15 protein-coding genes are annotated in these 18,001 nt (G+C 61.9%); 4 read left to right on the forward strand and 11 right to left on the reverse strand.

The annotated features are described in order from the left end of the window. Positions 1-28: 28 nt before the first annotated feature. The 9 genes from mraY to C2L64_RS53260 form a co-directional block, all read right to left on the reverse strand. Entirely contained in the window at positions 29-1,198 is a 1,170-nt protein-coding gene (mraY, locus tag C2L64_RS15925; protein ID WP_007747064.1) for a phospho-N-acetylmuramoyl-pentapeptide-transferase, read from the reverse strand. 17 nt (positions 1,199-1,215) lie between these two features. Next, positions 1,216-2,628 (reverse strand): UDP-N-acetylmuramoyl-tripeptide--D-alanyl-D-alanine ligase, encoded by a 1,413-nt coding sequence (locus C2L64_RS15930; protein WP_086909880.1) that lies wholly within the window; start codon positions 2,626-2,628, stop codon positions 1,216-1,218. Then, a complete protein-coding gene (locus tag C2L64_RS15935; RefSeq protein ID WP_086909879.1) occupies positions 2,625-4,166 on the reverse strand; it encodes a UDP-N-acetylmuramoyl-L-alanyl-D-glutamate--2,6-diaminopimelate ligase in 1,542 nt (513 codons plus the stop codon). Before C2L64_RS15935 ends, C2L64_RS15930 begins: the two co-directional genes overlap by 4 nt. After that, a complete protein-coding gene (locus C2L64_RS15940) occupies positions 4,163-6,037 on the reverse strand; it encodes a peptidoglycan D,D-transpeptidase FtsI family protein (RefSeq protein ID WP_086909878.1) in 1,875 nt (624 codons plus the stop codon). Before C2L64_RS15940 ends, C2L64_RS15935 begins: the two co-directional genes overlap by 4 nt. After that, positions 6,034-6,384, reverse strand: a complete 351-nt coding sequence (gene ftsL / locus C2L64_RS15945) for a cell division protein FtsL (protein ID WP_009771047.1) — start codon at positions 6,382-6,384, stop codon at positions 6,034-6,036. The genes C2L64_RS15940 and ftsL overlap by 4 nt, the downstream gene beginning before the upstream one ends. Next, a complete protein-coding gene (gene rsmH / locus C2L64_RS15950) occupies positions 6,381-7,334 on the reverse strand; it encodes a 16S rRNA (cytosine(1402)-N(4))-methyltransferase RsmH (protein WP_079486976.1) in 954 nt (317 codons plus the stop codon). Before rsmH ends, ftsL begins: the two co-directional genes overlap by 4 nt. Before the next feature lie 15 nt (positions 7,335-7,349). Further along, positions 7,350-7,778: a division/cell wall cluster transcriptional repressor MraZ gene (gene mraZ, locus C2L64_RS15955; RefSeq protein WP_009771045.1), complete on the reverse strand. Its 429-nt coding sequence runs from the start codon at positions 7,776-7,778 to the stop codon at positions 7,350-7,352. Between the two features lie 405 nt (positions 7,779-8,183). Next, entirely contained in the window at positions 8,184-8,813 is a 630-nt protein-coding gene (coq7, locus tag C2L64_RS15960) for a 2-polyprenyl-3-methyl-6-methoxy-1,4-benzoquinone monooxygenase (protein WP_007747047.1), read from the reverse strand. Beyond that, positions 8,803-9,135, reverse strand: a complete 333-nt coding sequence (locus C2L64_RS53260; RefSeq protein WP_144267848.1) for a hypothetical protein — start codon at positions 9,133-9,135, stop codon at positions 8,803-8,805. The genes coq7 and C2L64_RS53260 overlap by 11 nt, the downstream gene beginning before the upstream one ends. On the opposite strand from C2L64_RS53260, the gene C2L64_RS15965 reads away from it, so the two are divergent. Beyond that, positions 9,105-10,307: a porin gene (locus tag C2L64_RS15965; protein ID WP_079486978.1), complete on the forward strand. Its 1,203-nt coding sequence runs from the start codon at positions 9,105-9,107 to the stop codon at positions 10,305-10,307. The two genes, C2L64_RS53260 and C2L64_RS15965, sit on opposite strands and share 31 nt — an antisense overlap. A 206-nt stretch (positions 10,308-10,513) precedes the next feature. Here the strand turns inward: C2L64_RS15965 and C2L64_RS15970 are convergent, their stop codons facing one another. Next, a complete protein-coding gene (locus tag C2L64_RS15970; RefSeq protein ID WP_244212206.1) occupies positions 10,514-12,190 on the reverse strand; it encodes a long-chain fatty acid--CoA ligase in 1,677 nt (558 codons plus the stop codon). Between the two features lie 402 nt (positions 12,191-12,592). On the opposite strand from C2L64_RS15970, the gene C2L64_RS15975 reads away from it, so the two are divergent. From C2L64_RS15975 to C2L64_RS15985, 3 genes are read left to right on the forward strand one after another with little or no spacing between them, the layout of a single operon-like run. Then, the gene (locus C2L64_RS15975; protein ID WP_244144680.1) at positions 12,593-13,573 is read left to right on the forward strand and encodes a site-specific integrase; all 981 of its coding nucleotides are present in this window, start codon (positions 12,593-12,595) and stop codon (positions 13,571-13,573) included. After that, positions 13,570-14,505 (forward strand): tyrosine-type recombinase/integrase, encoded by a 936-nt coding sequence (locus C2L64_RS15980; RefSeq protein ID WP_007743554.1) that lies wholly within the window; start codon positions 13,570-13,572, stop codon positions 14,503-14,505. Before C2L64_RS15975 ends, C2L64_RS15980 begins: the two co-directional genes overlap by 4 nt. Beyond that, positions 14,502-15,500 carry a tyrosine-type recombinase/integrase gene (locus C2L64_RS15985; protein ID WP_090835888.1) on the forward strand — a complete coding sequence of 333 codons (999 nt, stop codon included), beginning with the start codon at positions 14,502-14,504 and terminating at the stop codon, positions 15,498-15,500. Before C2L64_RS15980 ends, C2L64_RS15985 begins: the two co-directional genes overlap by 4 nt. 306 nt (positions 15,501-15,806) lie before the next feature. On the opposite strand, the gene C2L64_RS15990 is transcribed toward C2L64_RS15985, so the two are convergent. Continuing rightward, the gene (locus C2L64_RS15990; protein WP_007747037.1) at positions 15,807-17,885 is read right to left on the reverse strand and encodes a molybdopterin-containing oxidoreductase family protein; all 2,079 of its coding nucleotides are present in this window, start codon (positions 17,883-17,885) and stop codon (positions 15,807-15,809) included. Positions 17,886-18,001 lie beyond the last annotated feature (116 nt).

Below are 18,001 nucleotides of genomic sequence, written 5' to 3' on the forward strand. Positions count from 1 at the left end.
ACGACTTTAAGTACGACTCGAATGCGGCTTAACGCAACTTGAGCGTGGACAAACCGAACAGGCACAACATCAGCGTGATGATCCAGAAACGCACCACCACCTGCGTTTCCTTCCAGCCCGACAATTCGAAGTGGTGATGCAGCGGCGCCATCTTGAAGATGCGGCGGCCTTCACCGAAACGTGCCTTCGTGAACTTGAACCACGTGACCTGCAACATCACCGACACCGTCTCGGCGACGAAAATCCCGCCCATGATGAACAGCACGATTTCCTGACGCACGATCACGGCGATCGTGCCGAGCGCGCCGCCCAGTGCGAGCGCGCCGACGTCGCCCATGAACACCTGCGCCGGATGCGTGTTGAACCAGAGGAACGCCAGGCCTGCCCCGCCCATCGCCGAGCAGAAGATCAGCATTTCGCCCGCGCCCGCGATGTGCGGAAACAGCAGGTACTTCGAATAGACCGCGCTGCCCATCACGTACGCGAACACGCCGAGCGACGAACCGACCAGCACGACGGGCATGATGACGAGGCCGTCGAGACCGTCGGTGAGATTCACTGCGTTGCTCGAACCGACGATCACGAAATACGTCAGCGCGATGAAGCCCCACACCCCGAGCGGATAGGTCATCGACTTGAGGAACGGCAGCAACAGGTCGGCGCGCGCGGGCAAGCCCATCGACAGACCGCTGCGCACCCACGCCATGAACAGATCGAACACGCGTACGTTGCTCGCTTCCGACACGCTGAACGCGAGATACACGGCTGCGAAGAGACCAATCACCGACTGCCAGAAATACTTTTCGCGCGACGACATGCCGCGCGGATCCTTATAGACGACCTTGCGATAGTCGTCGACCCAGCCGATCACGCCGAAGCCGAACGTGACGAGCATCACGATCCAGATGAAGCGATTGGTCAGGTCGGCCCACAACAGCGTCGACACGGCGATGCCGATCAGAATCAGCACGCCGCCCATCGTCGGCGTACCCGATTTCACGAGGTGAGTCTGCGGGCCGTCCTTGCGCACGGCCTGGCCGACCTTCATCTGCGCGAGCTTGCGGATCACCCACGGGCCGCAGACGAGCCCGATCAGCAGCGCGGTGATCGTCGCCGCGACAGCACGAAACGTCAGATAACTGAACACGCGCAAAAAGCCTACGTCGTTCTGCAGCCATTGCGCCAGCGCCAGTAACATACTTCTGTCCTTCTCTTTCAGTGTGCGCCGGGCGTCGAGCCCGGTGCAGCGGGTTGTGGACTCGTAACGGCGTCCACCACGCGTTCCATTTTCATGAAGCGCGAGCCTTTCACGAGATACGTCGCAGCCGCGCCGTAACCGGCCTGCTGCAATTGCGCGACAAGCGCGTTCGCGTCGTCGCAATGGTGTGCTTCGCTGCCGTACGCGGCGCAGGCATCGCGCGATGCATCGCCGAGCGCATACAGCGCATCGACGCCGTGCGCCTTCGCGTACGCGCCGACTTCGCGATGAAACTCCGGGCCGTTGTCGCCGACTTCGCCCATGTCGCCCATCACCAGCACGCGTGGCGACGGACGCTCAGCGAGTACGTCGATGGCGGCGAGCATCGAATCGGGATTCGCGTTGTACGTGTCGTCGATCACGGTCGCGCCCGCCATCGAGCCGAGCACCGCGCGCTTCACCTGCAAGCGGCCCTTCACTGCGCCAAATGCTTCGAGACCGCGCTTGATCGCATCGTGCGAAACACCTGAGGCGAGCGCCGCCGCCGTCGCTGCCAGAGCGTTGTGCGCGTTGTGCGCGCCGAGCACTTGCAGCGTGACGTCGACGTGGCCTTCGGGCGTATCGATGCTCAACTGATTGCCGTCGAGAGTGCCTTGGACCGCAGCTTCCGTCGTGCGTTCTGCCGTATTCAGCGCGAAATCGACGATGCGGTTTCCCGTTGCCGCGACGCGCCAGATACTGGCGTAAGCATCGTTGGCCGGGAACACGGCGACGCCTTCCGGCTTCAGCGCGTGAATGACGCTCGCGTGTTCGAGCGCGACGGCCTCGACTGTCGCCATGAATTCCTGATGCTCGCGCTGCGCGTTGTTGACGACCGCTACAGTCGGCTCGGCAATCGTGCCGAGAAGCGCCGTTTCGCCCGGATGGTTCATGCCGAGTTCGACGACGGCGAGCTGGTGCGTTTCGTTCAGACGGAACAGCGTCAGCGGCAAGCCGACGTCGTTGTTGAAATTGCCGGCCGTCGCAAGACGCGATTGCTCACCGACAGCCGCCGCGAAGATCGACGAGATCATTTCCTTGACCGTCGTCTTGCCGTTGCTGCCCGTTACCGCGACGAGCGGCATCGCAAAGCGGCGACGCCAGCCGTTGGCCAATGCGCCCAACGCCGCGCGCGTGTCGCCCGTCACGCGCAATGCGGGCACGCTGAAGTTATCCGGCGTGCGGGTGACGAGCACCGCGCTCACGTTGCGCGCGGCGACGTCGGCCAGAAAATCGTGTGCGTCGAAATGGTCGCCCTTCAACGCGACGAACAGATCGCCGGGACCGCACGAACGGCTGTCCGTCGAGACACGCTCGAATGCGACCGACTCGTCGCCCGTTACTGTTGCGCCAGGAATCAGTGCGGCGGCTTCACGTAGCGTGAACATCATGATTCGCTACCTCCGCGTGCGTGGGTCGCACGGGCCGCAAGCGCGAGCCGCGCGTGATCCTGATCCGAGAACGCGCGCTTCTTGCCCATGATTTCCTGCGTCGATTCGTGACCCTTGCCCGCCAGCACGATGACGTCCTCGCGCGCCGCGCAACGCACGGCTTGCAGGATCGCGCTCGCGCGGTCTTCGATGCGGCGCGCCTTCGACGCGTCCTGCATGCCGGCCGCGATCTGGTCGATGATTTTTTGCGGATCTTCGCTGCGCGGGTTGTCGCTGGTCACGACGACGCCGTCGGCGCAGCGCTCCGCGATTTCACCCATCAGCGGACGCTTGGTCGCGTCGCGGTCGCCGCCGCAGCCGAACATGCAGATCAGCTTGCCGCCGCGCGCATCCGCGATTGGGCGCAATGCTGTCAGTGTCTTTTCGAGCGCATCCGGCGTGTGTGCAAAGTCGATCACGACGAGCGGCTCGTCGTTCTGCAGGCGGCCGCCGAGGCGCTCCATCCGGCCGTTCACCGATTCGAGCTTCGCGAGTTGCGCGACAGCGGCGTCGAACGGCACGTCGGACGCGAGCAGCGCGCCGAGCACGCCGAGCAGATTGCTCACGTTGAACGTGCCGAGCGTGTGGACCTCGATGTCGGTATTGCCCCAGTCCGACGCGATATGGAACGCCGTGCCCGTCGCGGTCGCGCGCACATTGGACGCGACGATCGACGCGTCGGCCTGCACGTCGGCGTGCGATTGAAGCGCGTATGCGATGGTCTTCGCGTGGCCTTTCGTGCTTGCGATCAGGCGGCGGCCCGCTTCGTCATCGGCGTTGATGACGGCGGCCTTCAGTTCCGGCCACGCGAACAGGCGCGCTTTCGCGGCTTCGTAGGCTTCGAACGTGCCGTGATAGTCGAGATGATCCTGCGTCAGATTCGTGAACACGGCGACGCTGAACGCGGTGCCGTTCACGCGGCCCTGATGCAGCGCGTGAGACGACACTTCCATCGCGACCGCTTTCGCACCCGCGGCGCCTAACTGCGCGAGGTTGCGTTGCAGTTGCGGCGCGTCGGGCGTCGTGAAGCCTGTGTACACGAGATGGCCCGGCATGCCGCTGCCGAGCGTGCCGATGATCGCGCACGGCTGGCCGAGCGCCGTCAGCGCGGCCGAAATCCAGTTCGTGCAGGACGTCTTGCCGTTCGTGCCCGTCACGCCGATCACGCGCATCGCGTCGCTCGGATCGCCGTACCACGCGCTCGCGATCGTGCCCGCCAGTTCGTTCAGGCGCGGCACGGCGAACATCGTCGCGGCATCGATATCGCCCGTAAAACCGTCCGATTGCACGAGCACGGCAGCCGCGCCGCGCTCGATCGCGTTCGCGATGAACGGGCGGTTGTCCGCGCCGTCGACGGCATACGCGAGGAACACGTCGCCTGCCGCGATCGTGCGGGTATCGGCGTGCAAATGTGCGCCTGGCTGCACGCGTGCGCGCAGCCAGGTTAGCGCGTCAGCAATCTGCTGTTGCGCTGGATGAGAAGAACGCAGCGCACTCATCTAACTACTCCGGGGCGGTTCTTCGTACTGTCTGAAATCTGCAGCTTCTTCGGCGCGGCGTGCGTCGAAAGTTTCTTTGCGCCGTTCGCGGCCGGCTGCGACGCGGCGGCGGGCTTCGCGGGATTCATTTCGTCCGACACGACCATCTGCTTGACGGGCTGATCGGGTGGCACGTTCAGCGAGCGCAGCGTGTCGCCGACGATCGACGAGAACACCGGACCCGACACCTGGCCGCCGAAGTGGCTACCTGCCGTCGGCTCGTCGACGGACACGGCCACCACGATGCGCGGATTCGGCATCGGCGCCATGCCAACGAACGACGCGCGGTACTTGCTGTGGTCATAGCCACGGCCGACGTGCTTGTACGCCGTACCCGACTTGCCGCCGACGCGATAGCCGGGCACGGCTGCATCCGGCGACGTACCACCAGGCGAGACGACCGTTTCGAGCATCGCGCGGACTTCGCGCGCGGTGGTGGGCGCGAACACCTGCGTGCCGGGCGTCGGCTGATCATTTGACGTGCGGAAAATCGACACAGGCAGAATCCGGCCGTCGTTCGCGATGGCCGTGTAGGCGCGGCCCAACTGAAACAGCGACACGGACAGACCGTAACCGTACGACATCGTCGCCTGCTCGATACGGCGCCAGCTCTTCCAGGGGCGCAGACGGCCCGCCGCCGCGCCCGGGAAACCGACCTTCGGCGCCTGGCCGAGACCAATGCCCGTATACATGTTCCACATCTCTTCGGGCCTGAGCTGCATCGCGATCTTGGTCGCGCCGATGTTGCTCGACTTCTGGATCACGCCGCCGACCGTCAGCACGCCGAAGCCGGAGTCGTCGGTGATGGGTGCGCCGTCCAGGACGAAACGGCCGCCACCCGTATCAACCAGTGTAGTCGGCGTAACGCGGTGCAGATCGAGCGCGAGCGACACCGTGAACGGCTTCATGATCGAACCCGGCTCGAACGTGTCGGTCAGGATGCGGTTGCGCAGCTGCTCGCCCGTCAGATGCGTGCGGTCGTTCGGGTTATAGGTCGGATAATTGACGAGCGCGAGCACTTCGCCCGTTTGCACGTCGATCACCATCGCGGCGCCCGCTTTCGCCTTGAACTTCTGCACGGCCGCTTTCAGGTTCGTGTACGCGATGTACTGGATCTTGCTGTCGATCGACAGATCGACGTCCTGACCGTTGTGCGGCACGACCTGCTCGTCCACGTCTTCGACGATGTGGCCAAGACGGTCCTTGATCACGCGGCGGCTGCCCGCCATGCCTGCGAGCAGCTTCTGGTCGCCGAGTTCGACGCCTTCCTGACCTTCGTCCTCGACGTTCGTGAAGCCGATCAGGTGAGCCGTGATTTCGCCTTCCGGATAAAAGCGCTTGTACTCGTTGCGCTGATAGACGCCGGGGATGCCCAGCGCTTCCACTTTCGCGGCCACTTCGACGGGCACCTGGCGCTTCACATAGACGAACGTCTTGTCTTCCGACAGTTTCTTGCGCAGTTCCGGCTGCGTCATGTCGAGCAGCTTGGCGAGATCAGCGAGCTTGTCCGCGCCGAGGTCGTCGGGCACCGACTCGGGGATCGCCCAGATTGCGCGCACGGGCAGGCTCGTCGCGAGCACGAGGCCGTTACGGTCGAGAATCTTGCCGCGCGTGGCCGGCAACTCCAGCCGGCGCTGATAGCGGCTTTCGCCCTGCTTCTGATAAAAGCCGTTGCCCGGGACCTGAATCCAGAACGCACGCGCCGCCAGCGCGACGAACGCCATGAAGAGCAGGAACACGACGAGCTTCGAGCGCCACATCGGCAGGCGCACCGAGAGAATCGGATTCGCCGAGAACGCGACGCTCTTGTTCTTGTTCGACGATTTCTTCATCGCGTGGCTCCACGAGCTTTCGCGACCGACGCCGGGGTCGGCGCCGAGACCGGGATCGGCGCGTCTTCGGCCATGGCGGAACCGGCGTCGAGCGTCAGATATTGCGTGCGCCCCGTGGTCGCGCCCTGCATCTTTAGAGAATCAGTCGCGATCTGCTCGATGCGCGAGGTCTTCGACAGCGCGCTCTGCTGATATTGAAGCTGCGAATAGTCCTGCTGCAGCTGGCGCTCCTGCGATTGGGCGCGCTGCAACTGGATAAAAAACTGGCGCTGCTGATTGGTCGCGTTGACAACGGAAAGCGCACAACCCATCACGACGATCAGCAGGAAGATATTGAGGCGGTTCATGGCGCGATCCGCTCCGCGACGCGCATCACGGCGGAACGGGCGCGCGGGTTCGCGGCGACTTCGGCGTCGCTCGCGAATATGCGGCCAATCAGTTTGAGCGGCGGGCTCGGCAGGTCGACGGCGCGGATCGGCAGACGGCGATCGACAGCAGGCGCATTCGAGTGCGCCTGCATGAACCGCTTGACGATCCGGTCTTCGAGCGAATGAAAGCTGATCACGACCAGCCGCCCCCCTTGCTCCAGCAACGACAATGCTGCTTCTAGTACGACTTGCAGCTCCGCAAGCTCTTGATTGATGTGAATCCGTATAGCTTGAAAGGTGCGGGTTGCCGGGTCCTTACCCTTCTCACGGGTTTTGACGACGTTAGCCACGATTTGGGCAAGCTCGCCCGTGCTGACGAGAGGCCCAAGACGGTCGGACTCTGCCCGGCGAGCAGCAAGCGCCTTTGCAATCTGAAAAGCAAACCGTTCTTCCCCATAATCCCGTATCACCTCCGTCATTTCCTGCACCGTGGCCCGCGCCAGCCAATCCGCGGCGGACTCGCCGCGCGTCGGGTCCATCCGCATGTCGAGCGGGCCGTCGGCGCGGAAACTGAAACCCCGCTCCGGGTCGTCGAACTGCGGCGACGACACGCCCAGATCCAGCAACACTCCCGACACACGCCCTACCCCGCGCTCGCTCATCGCGTCGCGCAGTGATGCGAAACTTTCATGCACGATCTCGAAGCGCGGATCGGCGATCTGCTGCGCGGTAGCAATGGCGAGCGGGTCCTTGTCGAAGCCGATCAGACGCCCCGATTCGCCCAGCTTTGCCAGCACCGCGCGGCTATGGCCGCCGCGCCCGAACGTGCCATCTATATAGATGCCGTCCGCGCGCGTGACGAGCGCATTCACCGCTTCTTCGAGCAGCACCGTGCGATGCTGCAATTCGTTACTCATCGCAGGCGCCATATGTATTACCTGCGGTCAGAATGTGAAGTTCTTCAGAGACTCGGGCATGCCCTGCGACATCGCCGCCTGTTCCTGCGCGTCGTAGGTTTCCTTGTCCCAGATCTCGAACCGGCTTCCCATTCCCAGCAACATCACTTCTTTTTCCAGCTTCGCCGCCTGGCGAAGCTCGGGCGCGATCAGCACGCGGCCAGCCGTGTCGAGATCGACATCCGCAGCACTGCCGAGAAAAATCCGTTGAAACCATTTGGCTTCCATCGGCAGCGCGACGATCTTGGCGCGAAAGACTTCCCACTCAGGGCGCGGAAACAGCAACAGGCAGCCGTCCGGGTGACGCGTAATGGTCACTCGGCCTTCTGCCTGTCCTTGCAGCGCATCACGATAGCGAGACGGGACGGACATCCGCCCCTTCGCATCGAGTGTCAGCGCTGACGCCCCTTGGAACACTTCACTCCCCTTTTTTCAGGGCGCTGAAAGATGTCGCCCAATTCTGGAAATTTACCGAAGAAAGCGCGTTGGATCACACAAAAATACACTTTCTCACACTGTCTCCCACTTTAGAGTAACCCCCAACACGGGTCAAGGGAGACTCGCGGTTTTTTGACGAATTTTGTTTGCTAGAACAAGGACTTAGCGACGCCTGTTCAGGTGACGCCTAAAAATGGAAAATCGTTATAAATGAATGAACTAACGAAACTTGTGAAGGTGATACGTGAAATGTGCGAGGGAAGAGCGTGGAATAAAAGCGTTCCTGGCGGATGAAAAGCGCGGGAAGACGGAAGATTTGGAGCGAATTTCCAGGGGCGACGCGGGGTGTGCCGCCCACTTCGAACAGTTTTGCTTTAAACCAGATTACACGTGATACGCCGTGCGGGTCATGATCTTCGACGCGGCCCGCATCAGCGCGCGCGCCGGGAACGGCAACTCGACGCCGCCCGCATCCGTTGCGGCCTTGCCGTGCGCGGCTTCATCGATACGCATCTGTTCGACGATCGCGCGCGACTCATGATCGCCTTCTGGAAGCGTGGTCAGATGGCCGTCCAGATGCAGTTCCACCTGCCGCTCCGTTTCCGCCATGAAGCCGAGGCTCACGCGATCGCCAAGGCGGCCGGCTGCGAGACCGATCGCGAGGGCGCCAGCATACCAGAGCGGATTGAGCAGGCTTGGACGCGAATTGAGCGCCTCGAGGCGCTTATACGTCCACGCGAGGTGATCTTCCTCTTCGCGCGCGGCATGCTCGAAGGCCTGCTTGAGCGCCGGCGAGCGCGTCGCCAGTTTTTGCGCCTGGTAAAGCGCCTGCGCGCATACCTCGCCGACGTGATTCACGCGCATCAACCCCGCTGCGTGCGCGCGCTCCTCATCAGTCAGTTCGACTGGCTCCGTCGACGCGGGCGGAACGGGTAGCGGACGCGACATGCGCGACACCCCGGTCATTGAGCGTAAACCCCGATCGAACTCATTAATCAATTCATCAAGCAGCATTCTGGCCTCCACGACGCGGCGTCCGGATCGCTTCGCGCAAACCCTTGTCCACCAAGGTTTTGCGGCCGATGGCAAGAAAAATTCCGAAGTGTTTCCGACAGCCGATTCTGGATTTTAGATCATGTTGCGTAAACGAAACAGCAGCCTGGCTGCCGCCCCGCTTTTTCTTTGTGCGTTTTGGTGTCTTTGCTACATTACGTGGCAACTTCTCGAAGAAGTTACGCAAGGTCGCAACACAGATAAATACCTGCCTTGCTTCAAAATAATTCGCAATTCCTTGGAGATCTTTCGATGAAAAAGTCGCTTCTCGCTCTGGCAGCATTGGGCGCGTTTGCTGGCGTCGCTCATGCTCAGAGCAGCGTGACGTTGTACGGCATTATTGACGAAGGTTTTAACTACACGAACCACGTGCAGACGGCATCTGGCGCTGGCCGCACGAACCAGAGCCTGTACAACCTGTCGAGCGGCGTTCTGCAAGGCAGCCGTTGGGGCCTGCGCGGTACCGAGGATCTGGGCGGTGGCCTGAAAGCGGTCTTCGTGCTGGAAAGCGGCTTCGACGTGAACACCGGCAAGTCTGGTCAGGGCGGCGCGCTGTTCGGCCGTCAGGCTTATGTCGGTCTGTCGAGCCAGTTTGGTACGGTTACGATGGGTCGCCAGTATGACTCCGTGGTCGACTACGTCGGTCCGCTGGAAGCCGGCGACCAGTGGGGCGGCTACATCGCGGCTCACCCGGACGATCTGGACAACTTCAACAACGCAAACCGCGTGAACAACGCAATCAAGTTCACGAGCGCGAACTACGCCGGCCTGACGTTCGGCGGCATGTATAGCCTCGGCGGCGTTGCAGGCGCGACGGGCCGCAACCAGATCTGGTCGTTGGGCGCTGGCTACAACAACGGCCCGCTGGTGTTGGGTGCTGGCTACTTGAACGTCCGCGATCCGAATACCTCGTTCTGGGGCAACGTGCCGAGCAGCGGCGCGAACCCGACGAACAACATCGGCAAGGTTACGGGCGTCCAGGGTAACCCGGTCATCTCGGGCTTCGCTACGGCCAACTCGTACCAGGTCGGCGGCGCAGGTGGTGCGTACACGTTCGGCGCAGCAACGGTCGGCGTGACGTATTCGTTCATCCAGTTCGGCAACCTCGGCTCGGAGAACGTCACGGCTCCGGCTTACCGCGGCTCGGCAACGTTCAACAACGGCGAAATCAACTTCAAGTATCAGTTGACGCCGGCTCTCGTTCTGGGCGCAGCATATGATTACACGCGCCTCGCTTCGTTCAACGGTCATGGCGGCGCGCACTACAACCAGGGCGCACTCGGCGCAGACTACTTCCTGTCGAAGCGCACGGACGTCTACCTGATCGGCGTGTACCAACGCGCTGCGGGTACGGACTCGACGGGCCAGCAAGCAGTTGCTTCGATCAACGGACTGACGCCGTCGAACTCGAACAACCAGTTCACGGCTCGCGTCGGTATCCGTCACAAGTTCTAATAAGTTGTGAAAGCGTAGTTACCCTCGAGGGCGCCTTAGGGCGCCCTTTTTTATTGGTGTGCCCGTCAGCCTGTGAAATAGAAAAGGCCCAACGGGATGAACCGTCAGGCCTTTTCGGGTCTCGTTTGCCGACTGTCACGTCGATCTATCCGCTGGTGAATCCGCTGGTGGTCTCTCTCGCCTGTGCTCTTACCTGAGTGCGATTTTCACGCCCGGCCGTCACGCAATTCGCGACGCAAGATCTTGCCAACATTGCTCTTCGGTAGTTCCTTGCGAAACTCGACGATCCGCGGCCGCTTGTAGCCCGTCAGTTGAGTCTTGCAGTACGCGAAGATGTCGGCGTCGGTGATCGCGTCGTCCTTCTTCACGATGTAAAGCTTCACCGCTTCGCCCGAATGCTCGTCGGGCACGCCCACGGCCGCCACTTCGAACACACCGGGGTGCTTGGCAACCACGTCCTCGATCTCGTTCGGATAGACGTTGAAGCCTGACACCAGAATCATGTCCTTCTTCCGGTCGACGATCTTCACGAAGCCGTCGTCGTTGACGGTCGCGATGTCGCCTGAACGGAAGAAGCCGTCGGACGTCATCACCTTCGCCGTTTCGTCCGGCCGGTTCCAGTAGCCCGCCATCACCTGCGGACCTCGAATGCACAACTCGCCCGCCTGGCCGGGCGGCAGTTCGTTGCCGTCGTCGTCGCGAATCGATACTTCCGTCGACGGCAGCGGCAGACCGATCGTGCCGCTGTATTCAGTGACCGTGGTCGGATTGCAGGTGACGCACGGCGAGGTCTCCGACAAGCCGTAGCCTTCAACGATCGGCGCGTGCGTGCGCTCGTACCAGCGGTTCGCGACGGCTTCCTGCACGGCCATCCCACCGGCGTTCGCGACCAGCAGATTCGAGAAATCGAGCTTTGCGAAATCAGGATGATTGAGCATCGCGTTGTACAGCGTATTCACGGCGGGGAACGTCGTGATTTTGTAGCCGTGCAGCGACTTGATCATGCCGGCGATATCGCGTGGATTTGGAGTCAGCACGCCAAGGCCCCCCGTGCGGATCGTCAACAGACTGCAAACTGTCAGCGCGAACACGTGGTACAGCGGCAGCGCGACAACGGTCACGAACTGGTCGATGTCGCCGCGCTTCTTGCGCGCCGGCTCGACCCACACATGCGACTGCAGCACGTTCGCGACCAGATTGCGGTGCAGGAGCGTTGCGCCCTTCGCTACGCCCGTCGTGCCGCCTGTGTACTGAAGAAACGCGACGTCGTCGGGACTCTGCTTCACGGGCGTGAACTTGCTGCGCGCGCCCGCTGAAATGGCATCGTTGAAGCTGACGTGGCCCAGCAGACTCCACGCGGGCACCATCTTCTTCACGCGACGCACGACGAAATTGACGATCAATCCCTTCGCACCCATCAGATCGCCCATCGACGCGACGACGATATGTTTGATCGACGTATTGCGTACGATCGCCTGCAACGTCACCGCGAAATTCTCGAGCAGGATGATCGCTTCCGCGCCGCTGTCTTTCAGCTGATGCTCAAGCTCGCGCGGCGTGTACAGCGGATTCACGTTCACGACGACGTAACCCGCGCGCAGGATCGCCGCGAGCGCGACGGGGTACTGCAGGACGTTGGGCATCATGATGGCGATACGCGCGCCGCGCGCGATGCCCTTCGACTGGAGCCAACCGGCAAGCCGCGTCGACAGGCTGTCGAGTTCGCCGTACGTGATCTGCTTGCCCATGCAGGCGAATGCCGGCTTTGCGCGATATTCGCGGAAGCTCTCCTCCAGCATCGCAGTGATCGACTCGTATTGCGTCGGATCGATCTCTTTTGGCACGCCGGGCGGATACGACTTCAGCCATAACTCCGAGGCCAAGATTATTCCGAGTGTGAATTCGATAGTCGTCGACATGAGACGTCGTTGCTCGACTGGCCTCCGAAGCGACGGTTGATTTCTCGGCATTATTCTGTCGTCTCCATCCGGCACCCCTTCCGGATCTTCAAGGAGGCGTCATGATGATGCTTACACGCAACGGTGGAATAACTTCTCCACATAGACTGTTTTGCACTGGGCCGCTGGCCTCTCACGTTGAGGGTTTTGCAGCTCAACTTTCGCGCATGGGGTACGCGCCGAACACAGTTCGTACAAAGTGTGACGTAATAGCCGAGTTGAGTCGATGGCTCGAACGGCATCTCATCCCTTTGGCAGAACTCAATGAGGGGCTGCTGAGACAGTTCCAGAGAGCCCGCCGCCACCGGAACAGGGCGCGACGAGGCGATGCGACGACTGGTCAGCAGCTTCTTGCGTATCTGCGTAATCGTGACGACATTGCACCGCCCGCCTGCACTGCAGGTTGATCGAACACCGTCGGCCTGTCTTATTGGCGCCTTTGAAGCATTTCTCTGTACCGAACGTGGCCTGTCACGGTCAACAGTCGTCCACTATCTGACCGTCATCCGGCGCTTCCTGAATGAGCGGTTTGGGTGCAAGGTTCCGCATGTTGACCGGTTGCGGCCGCAAGACATCCACAACTTTCTTCTTCGCGAGATCCAGCGTGTAAGTCGCAGTCACGGCAAGCTAGTCATCACCGCGCTGCGCTCGTTCCTGCGATTCCTGCTGCAGCGTGGCGCTATTCAGACAGACCTGGCTTGCACGCTACCTGGGGTGGCATGCTGGAGACTGTCACATCTGCCCAGGTCGTTGCCTCCCGATCAGGTCGAACTATTACTCGCCTGCTGCGATCGAAGCACACCTGCCGGCGAGCGCGACTATGCGATCTTGCTGCTCCTGGCCCGACTCGGGTTGCGGGGTGGAGAGGTGCTGGCCATGACGTTGGACGATCTGGACTGGGAGCACGGCGAGATCGTGGTTCGAGGCAAAGGTCAGCGACTGGAACGCTTGCCAATGCCCTCTGATGTCGGCGCGGCATTGGCGAGCTATCTTTGTGACGTCCGTCCGGCGTGTGCGACGCGTCGGGTGTTCATTCGGATGAAGGCTCCGCACCAGGGGCTTGCCGTTGCCGCGATTTGCTGCATTGTTCGGCGCGCCCTTGGCCGGGCCGGTCTGGACCCTGAGTTCAAAGGGGCTCACCTGTTACGCCATTCGCTCGCCACCAATCTGCTTCGCCGCGGCGCGACGCTGGGTGAGATTGGTCAACTGCTGCGTCACCGACAGCCGACAACTACGCAGATCTACGCCAAAGTTGACATCGCGGCGCTGCGTGATATTGCGCTGCCGTGGCCCGGAGGTGCGTCATGAGCAAGCTGCAGGTCGCACTCGATGAGTACCTCGCAGTCCGTCGCGCCCTCGGGTTCAAGTTGCGCCTGGCAGGCCGACTGCTGCAACGCTTTGTCGACTTCGCTGCTCGCGAAGGTGCAGAATACATCACCACCGAGCTCGCACTGGCATGGGCGATGGAGCCGGCCACCGCGCAACCCGCCCAGTGGGCGAACCGCCTCGGCATGTTGCGTCGTTTCGCACAGTATTGCAGCGCGAACGATCCGCGCAACGCCGTGCCGCCGGCAGACCTGCTTCCTCACCGGTACCATCGTCCAGCTCCATACCTTTACCGCGACGATGAGATCAAGCGGTTGCTTGCTGCTGCCCGCCGCCTTCCGTATGTCACTGGTCTGAGGCCTATTACATTCTTCACGCTATTCGGTCTTTACGTCGCCACGGGGCTACGGGTCAACGAGGCCTTGCATCTCGATCGCAACGACGTCGATCTGGTCAACGGAGTGTTGACGATCCGTGGCGCGAAGTTTGGCAAGATGCGCTATGTACCGGTCCACGTTTCCACACAACGAGCATTACGGCGCTACGCAGTCCTGCGGGATCGTCTGTGCAGCGATCTCGAAACGCCGAGCTTCTTTGTCTCGGAGCGCGGAACCCGTTTAACAGAATGGTGCGTGCGATGGACCTTTGTAAAGCTATCGCATGAGATCGGCCTTCGCGGTGACGACGACTCCCGAGGGCCTCGTCTGCACGATCTTCGTCACCGGCTGGCCACTCGCACGCTCCTCAACTGGTATCGACGCGGTGTCGATGTCGAGCGTCACCTGCCGTTGCTGTCGGCCTACCTCGGGCACGCGCATATCACCGACACGTACTGGTATTTGACTGCGACGCCCGAGCTGCTGCGCTATGCGCTGCGATACGTGGAACGCTCCAGAGAAGGACTACGACCATGAATACTATCAGCACGCTCCCCGCACTTCTGCAGGCGTTCTTCATGGATCGGCTCATGCAGCAGCGTCAGGCGAGCTCCTACACCGTCGCGAGCTATCGGGACACCTTTCGCCTGCTTCTCCAGTACGCGCAAAGACGCCTCGGCAAGGCGCCTTCGAATCTGACGGTATCAGAACTCGACACGCCGCTTCTGGGCGCGTTCCTCGATTACCTGGAGCACGAACGCAAGAACAGCGCCCGCAGTCGCAACGTGCGTCTCGCTGCAATCCATTCCTTCTTCCGCTACGTGGCGTTGCACGCCCCGGAGCATAGCGCGGTGGCGCAGCGCGTCCTGGCCATGCCGAGCAAGCGCTATACGCGCAGCCCGATCGCTTATCTGACGCAGGTTGAGGTCGATGCGCTGCTTGCCGCTCCCGACCTCACGACATGGTCTGGTCGCCGTGATCGTGCGCTTCTGACGTTGGCCGTCCAGACCGGCCTGCGTGCCGCGGAGCTTATCGGGATGCGCTGCGAAGACGTTTTGCTTGGCGCCGGCGCACACGTACGATGCGAAGGCAAGGGTCGCAAATGCCGTTGCACGCCATTGGGTAAAGACACCGTTCTGGTGTTGCGCAGTTGGTTGCGTGAGCGACAAGGACAGCCTCTTGAGCCTCTTTTCCCGACTACGCGCGGAACCGCGTTAAGCCATGATGCCCTGCAATACATGCTGGACAAGCATCTCCGTATCGCTTGCCAGCACTGTCCATCGCTCGTGCATAAGCGCGTGACTCCGCATGTATTGAGGCACACCCTGGCCATGGATCTGCTTCATCACGGCGCTGAGCAGACCGTGATCGCACTCTGGTTGGGGCACGAATCGACCGAAACAACAGCCATTTATCTGCATGCAGACATGCAACTCAAGGAGCGCGCACTTGCTAAAACGTCTAACAGGAAAGTCCCGGCATCCCGATACCGACCTGATGATCGGCTCATGCAATTTCTGAAGAACCTCTAATAATTCCGAGTACCGGTACTGCCTCTTCGCAGCGCAGTGCCGGCAATCCCGCATCTAGTGAGATTACACTCGGAATAATCTTGGCCTCGGAGTTATGCCGCTAATTCCGCTTGCGGAATTAGAGGCAGACTTTTTCCATACGGCGTCTCCTCCGTGATTTTCGAATGGTCGTGCTAAAACCCGCATCGTAGCATGCGTACACGCGTCGATATTCGGGATAAGCCCCCAGTTAGACGCCGCACTCGAAAGCGCGAACCGGGGCGCGAAGGCGCAGCGGTTGCGTCCACTGCGCGTGCGAAAAGCGACTCAGGCTCGTTCGACCTCGACGAGACAGTCGTAGAAAGTGGCGGAGCCGCCGAGGTCGGTCAGCGCCTGGCTCGTGACCTGGTTGGCGTTGCGGCCGTCCGGCGCGAGCTTTTTCCACCAGATCGACAAGCCGACGACGAGCCCGGCGCGTGCCCTGTCGGTCACGCGGGCGCGTGCCTGCATCGAGCCGCGATCGTTGAAGATGCGGACCTGATCGCCGTCGTTGATGCCGCGTTCGCTTGCGTCGTCGGGATGGATATCGAGGTGCGGCTCGCCTTCCGTCGCACGCAGGCTTTCGACGTTCACGAACGTGCTGTTGAGGAAATTGCGCGCGGGCGGAGAGATCATCGCGAGCGGATAACGGGCCGCGAGCTCAGGCGAACCGTCGGCCGACTCATAAGGCGGCAGATAATCCGGCACCGGTTCGAGGCCCGCTTGTGTGAGACGCTCGCTATAGAACTCGCATTTGCCCGATGGCGTGCGAAAGCCGCCGTTCGCGAACGGCGCATCGGGGACATTCAGCTTTGCCCAGCCATCGCGCTTGAGCGTCTCCCAACTGCAGCCTTCCAGCAGCGGATCATCCCAACGAAACGCCGACGACGCTACCGACTCATCGCCTTCATACAGCGCCGGCTCGTCAAGGCCCATCGCGCGCGCGATGCCGCGGAAGATTTCCGTGTTCGGACGCGCGTCACCGACAGGCGCGATCGCGGGCAAGTTGACCATCACGTGCGTGTGGCCGTACGACTTGTGGACATCGAGATGCTCGAGCTGCGTCGTAGCGGGCAGCAGCAGATCGGCGTAGTCGGCCGTGTCGGTCTGGAAGTGCTCGAGCACAATCGTGAACAGATCTTCGCGCGCAAAGCCGGAGGCGACGCGCTCGGAGTCCGGCGCCACCGCGACGGGGTTCGAGTTGTACACGACGATCGCTTCGACCTTCGGCCCGAATGCGGCGTCACCCGGATGGCACAGCGCGTCGCCGATCGCGTTCATATTCACGACGCGCGGCTGTTTCGAAGGCCAGCCCGGCATCAGGTCGGGCCGCGACAACGCATGCGAATCGACAGGTGCCCAGCCCGACGACGACAGTAGCGCACCGCCCGCGCGCTCGCGCCAGGCGCCCGTCAGCGACGGCAGGCAGGCGATCGCACGAACGGCGTTGCCACCGCCGCGTACGCGCTGCATGCCGTAGTTCAGGCGAATCGCCGACTTTTTCGTGCCGCCATAGAGACGCGCGAGATCCACGACCACCTGCTCGTCGATTCCACAGATTTCAGCGACGCGCGCAGGCGGATAGTCGAGCGCGCGTGCTTTCAGTTGATCGAAACCAAGCGTGTGATCGGCAATGTAAGCGTGATCGAGCATGTCTTCCGCGATCAGCACATGCATCATGCCGAGCGCGAGCGCGCCGTCGGTGCCCGGCTTCAGTGCGATGTGTTGATGGCATTTTTCAGCAGTGAGCGAGCGGTACGGATCGATTGCGATCAGGCGCGCGCCGTTGCGCTTCGCCTCCTGCGCACGCGTCCAGAAGTGCAGATTCGACGCGATCGGGTTTGCTCCCCAGATCAGAATCACCTCGCTCTCGGAGAAAAACTCCGTGAGCATCCCGAGGCTTGCGCCGTATGTGTATTTGAGGCCCGCCGCGCCAGCCGCTGCGCAAATGGTTCGGTCCAGTTGCGATGCGCCGAGCTTATGGAAAAACCGCTGCGCGATGCTGTCGCCCTGCACGAAACCCATCGTGCCGGCGTAGCTGTACGGCACGATCGCTTCCGGCGCGCGGCCCGCGATTTCCAACAGACGCTCGCCCGCGAGGCGCAGCGCTTCGTCCCAACTGATTGGCTCGAAGCGCCCTTCGCCTTTTCGACCGATCCGCCGCATCGGCGTCGTCAGCCGGCGGGGATGATGCACACGATCCGCATAACGGCTGACCTTCGTGCACAGAACGCCTTGCGTCGGCGGGTGATCTGGTTCGCCGACAACCTTGATCGCGCGGCCGTTGTCGACGGTCACGCGCATCGCGCAGGTATCGGGGCAATCGTGCGGACAGACGGCACGGGCGAATTCAGCGGGAGCGTTCATGTTTGTATCGAGGGACTGCGCGGATGAAGGTGTTGATTTTATTACGTTCCAGCGTCCGCATCTGACACATGGTCGTCAAAAATAGGGATGGGCGTAGAATCGATTTTGATCTTCTC

The sequence above is a fragment of the Paraburkholderia hospita genome (genome assembly GCF_002902965.1).
Classification (GTDB): Bacteria; Pseudomonadota; Gammaproteobacteria; order Burkholderiales; family Burkholderiaceae; genus Paraburkholderia; species Paraburkholderia hospita.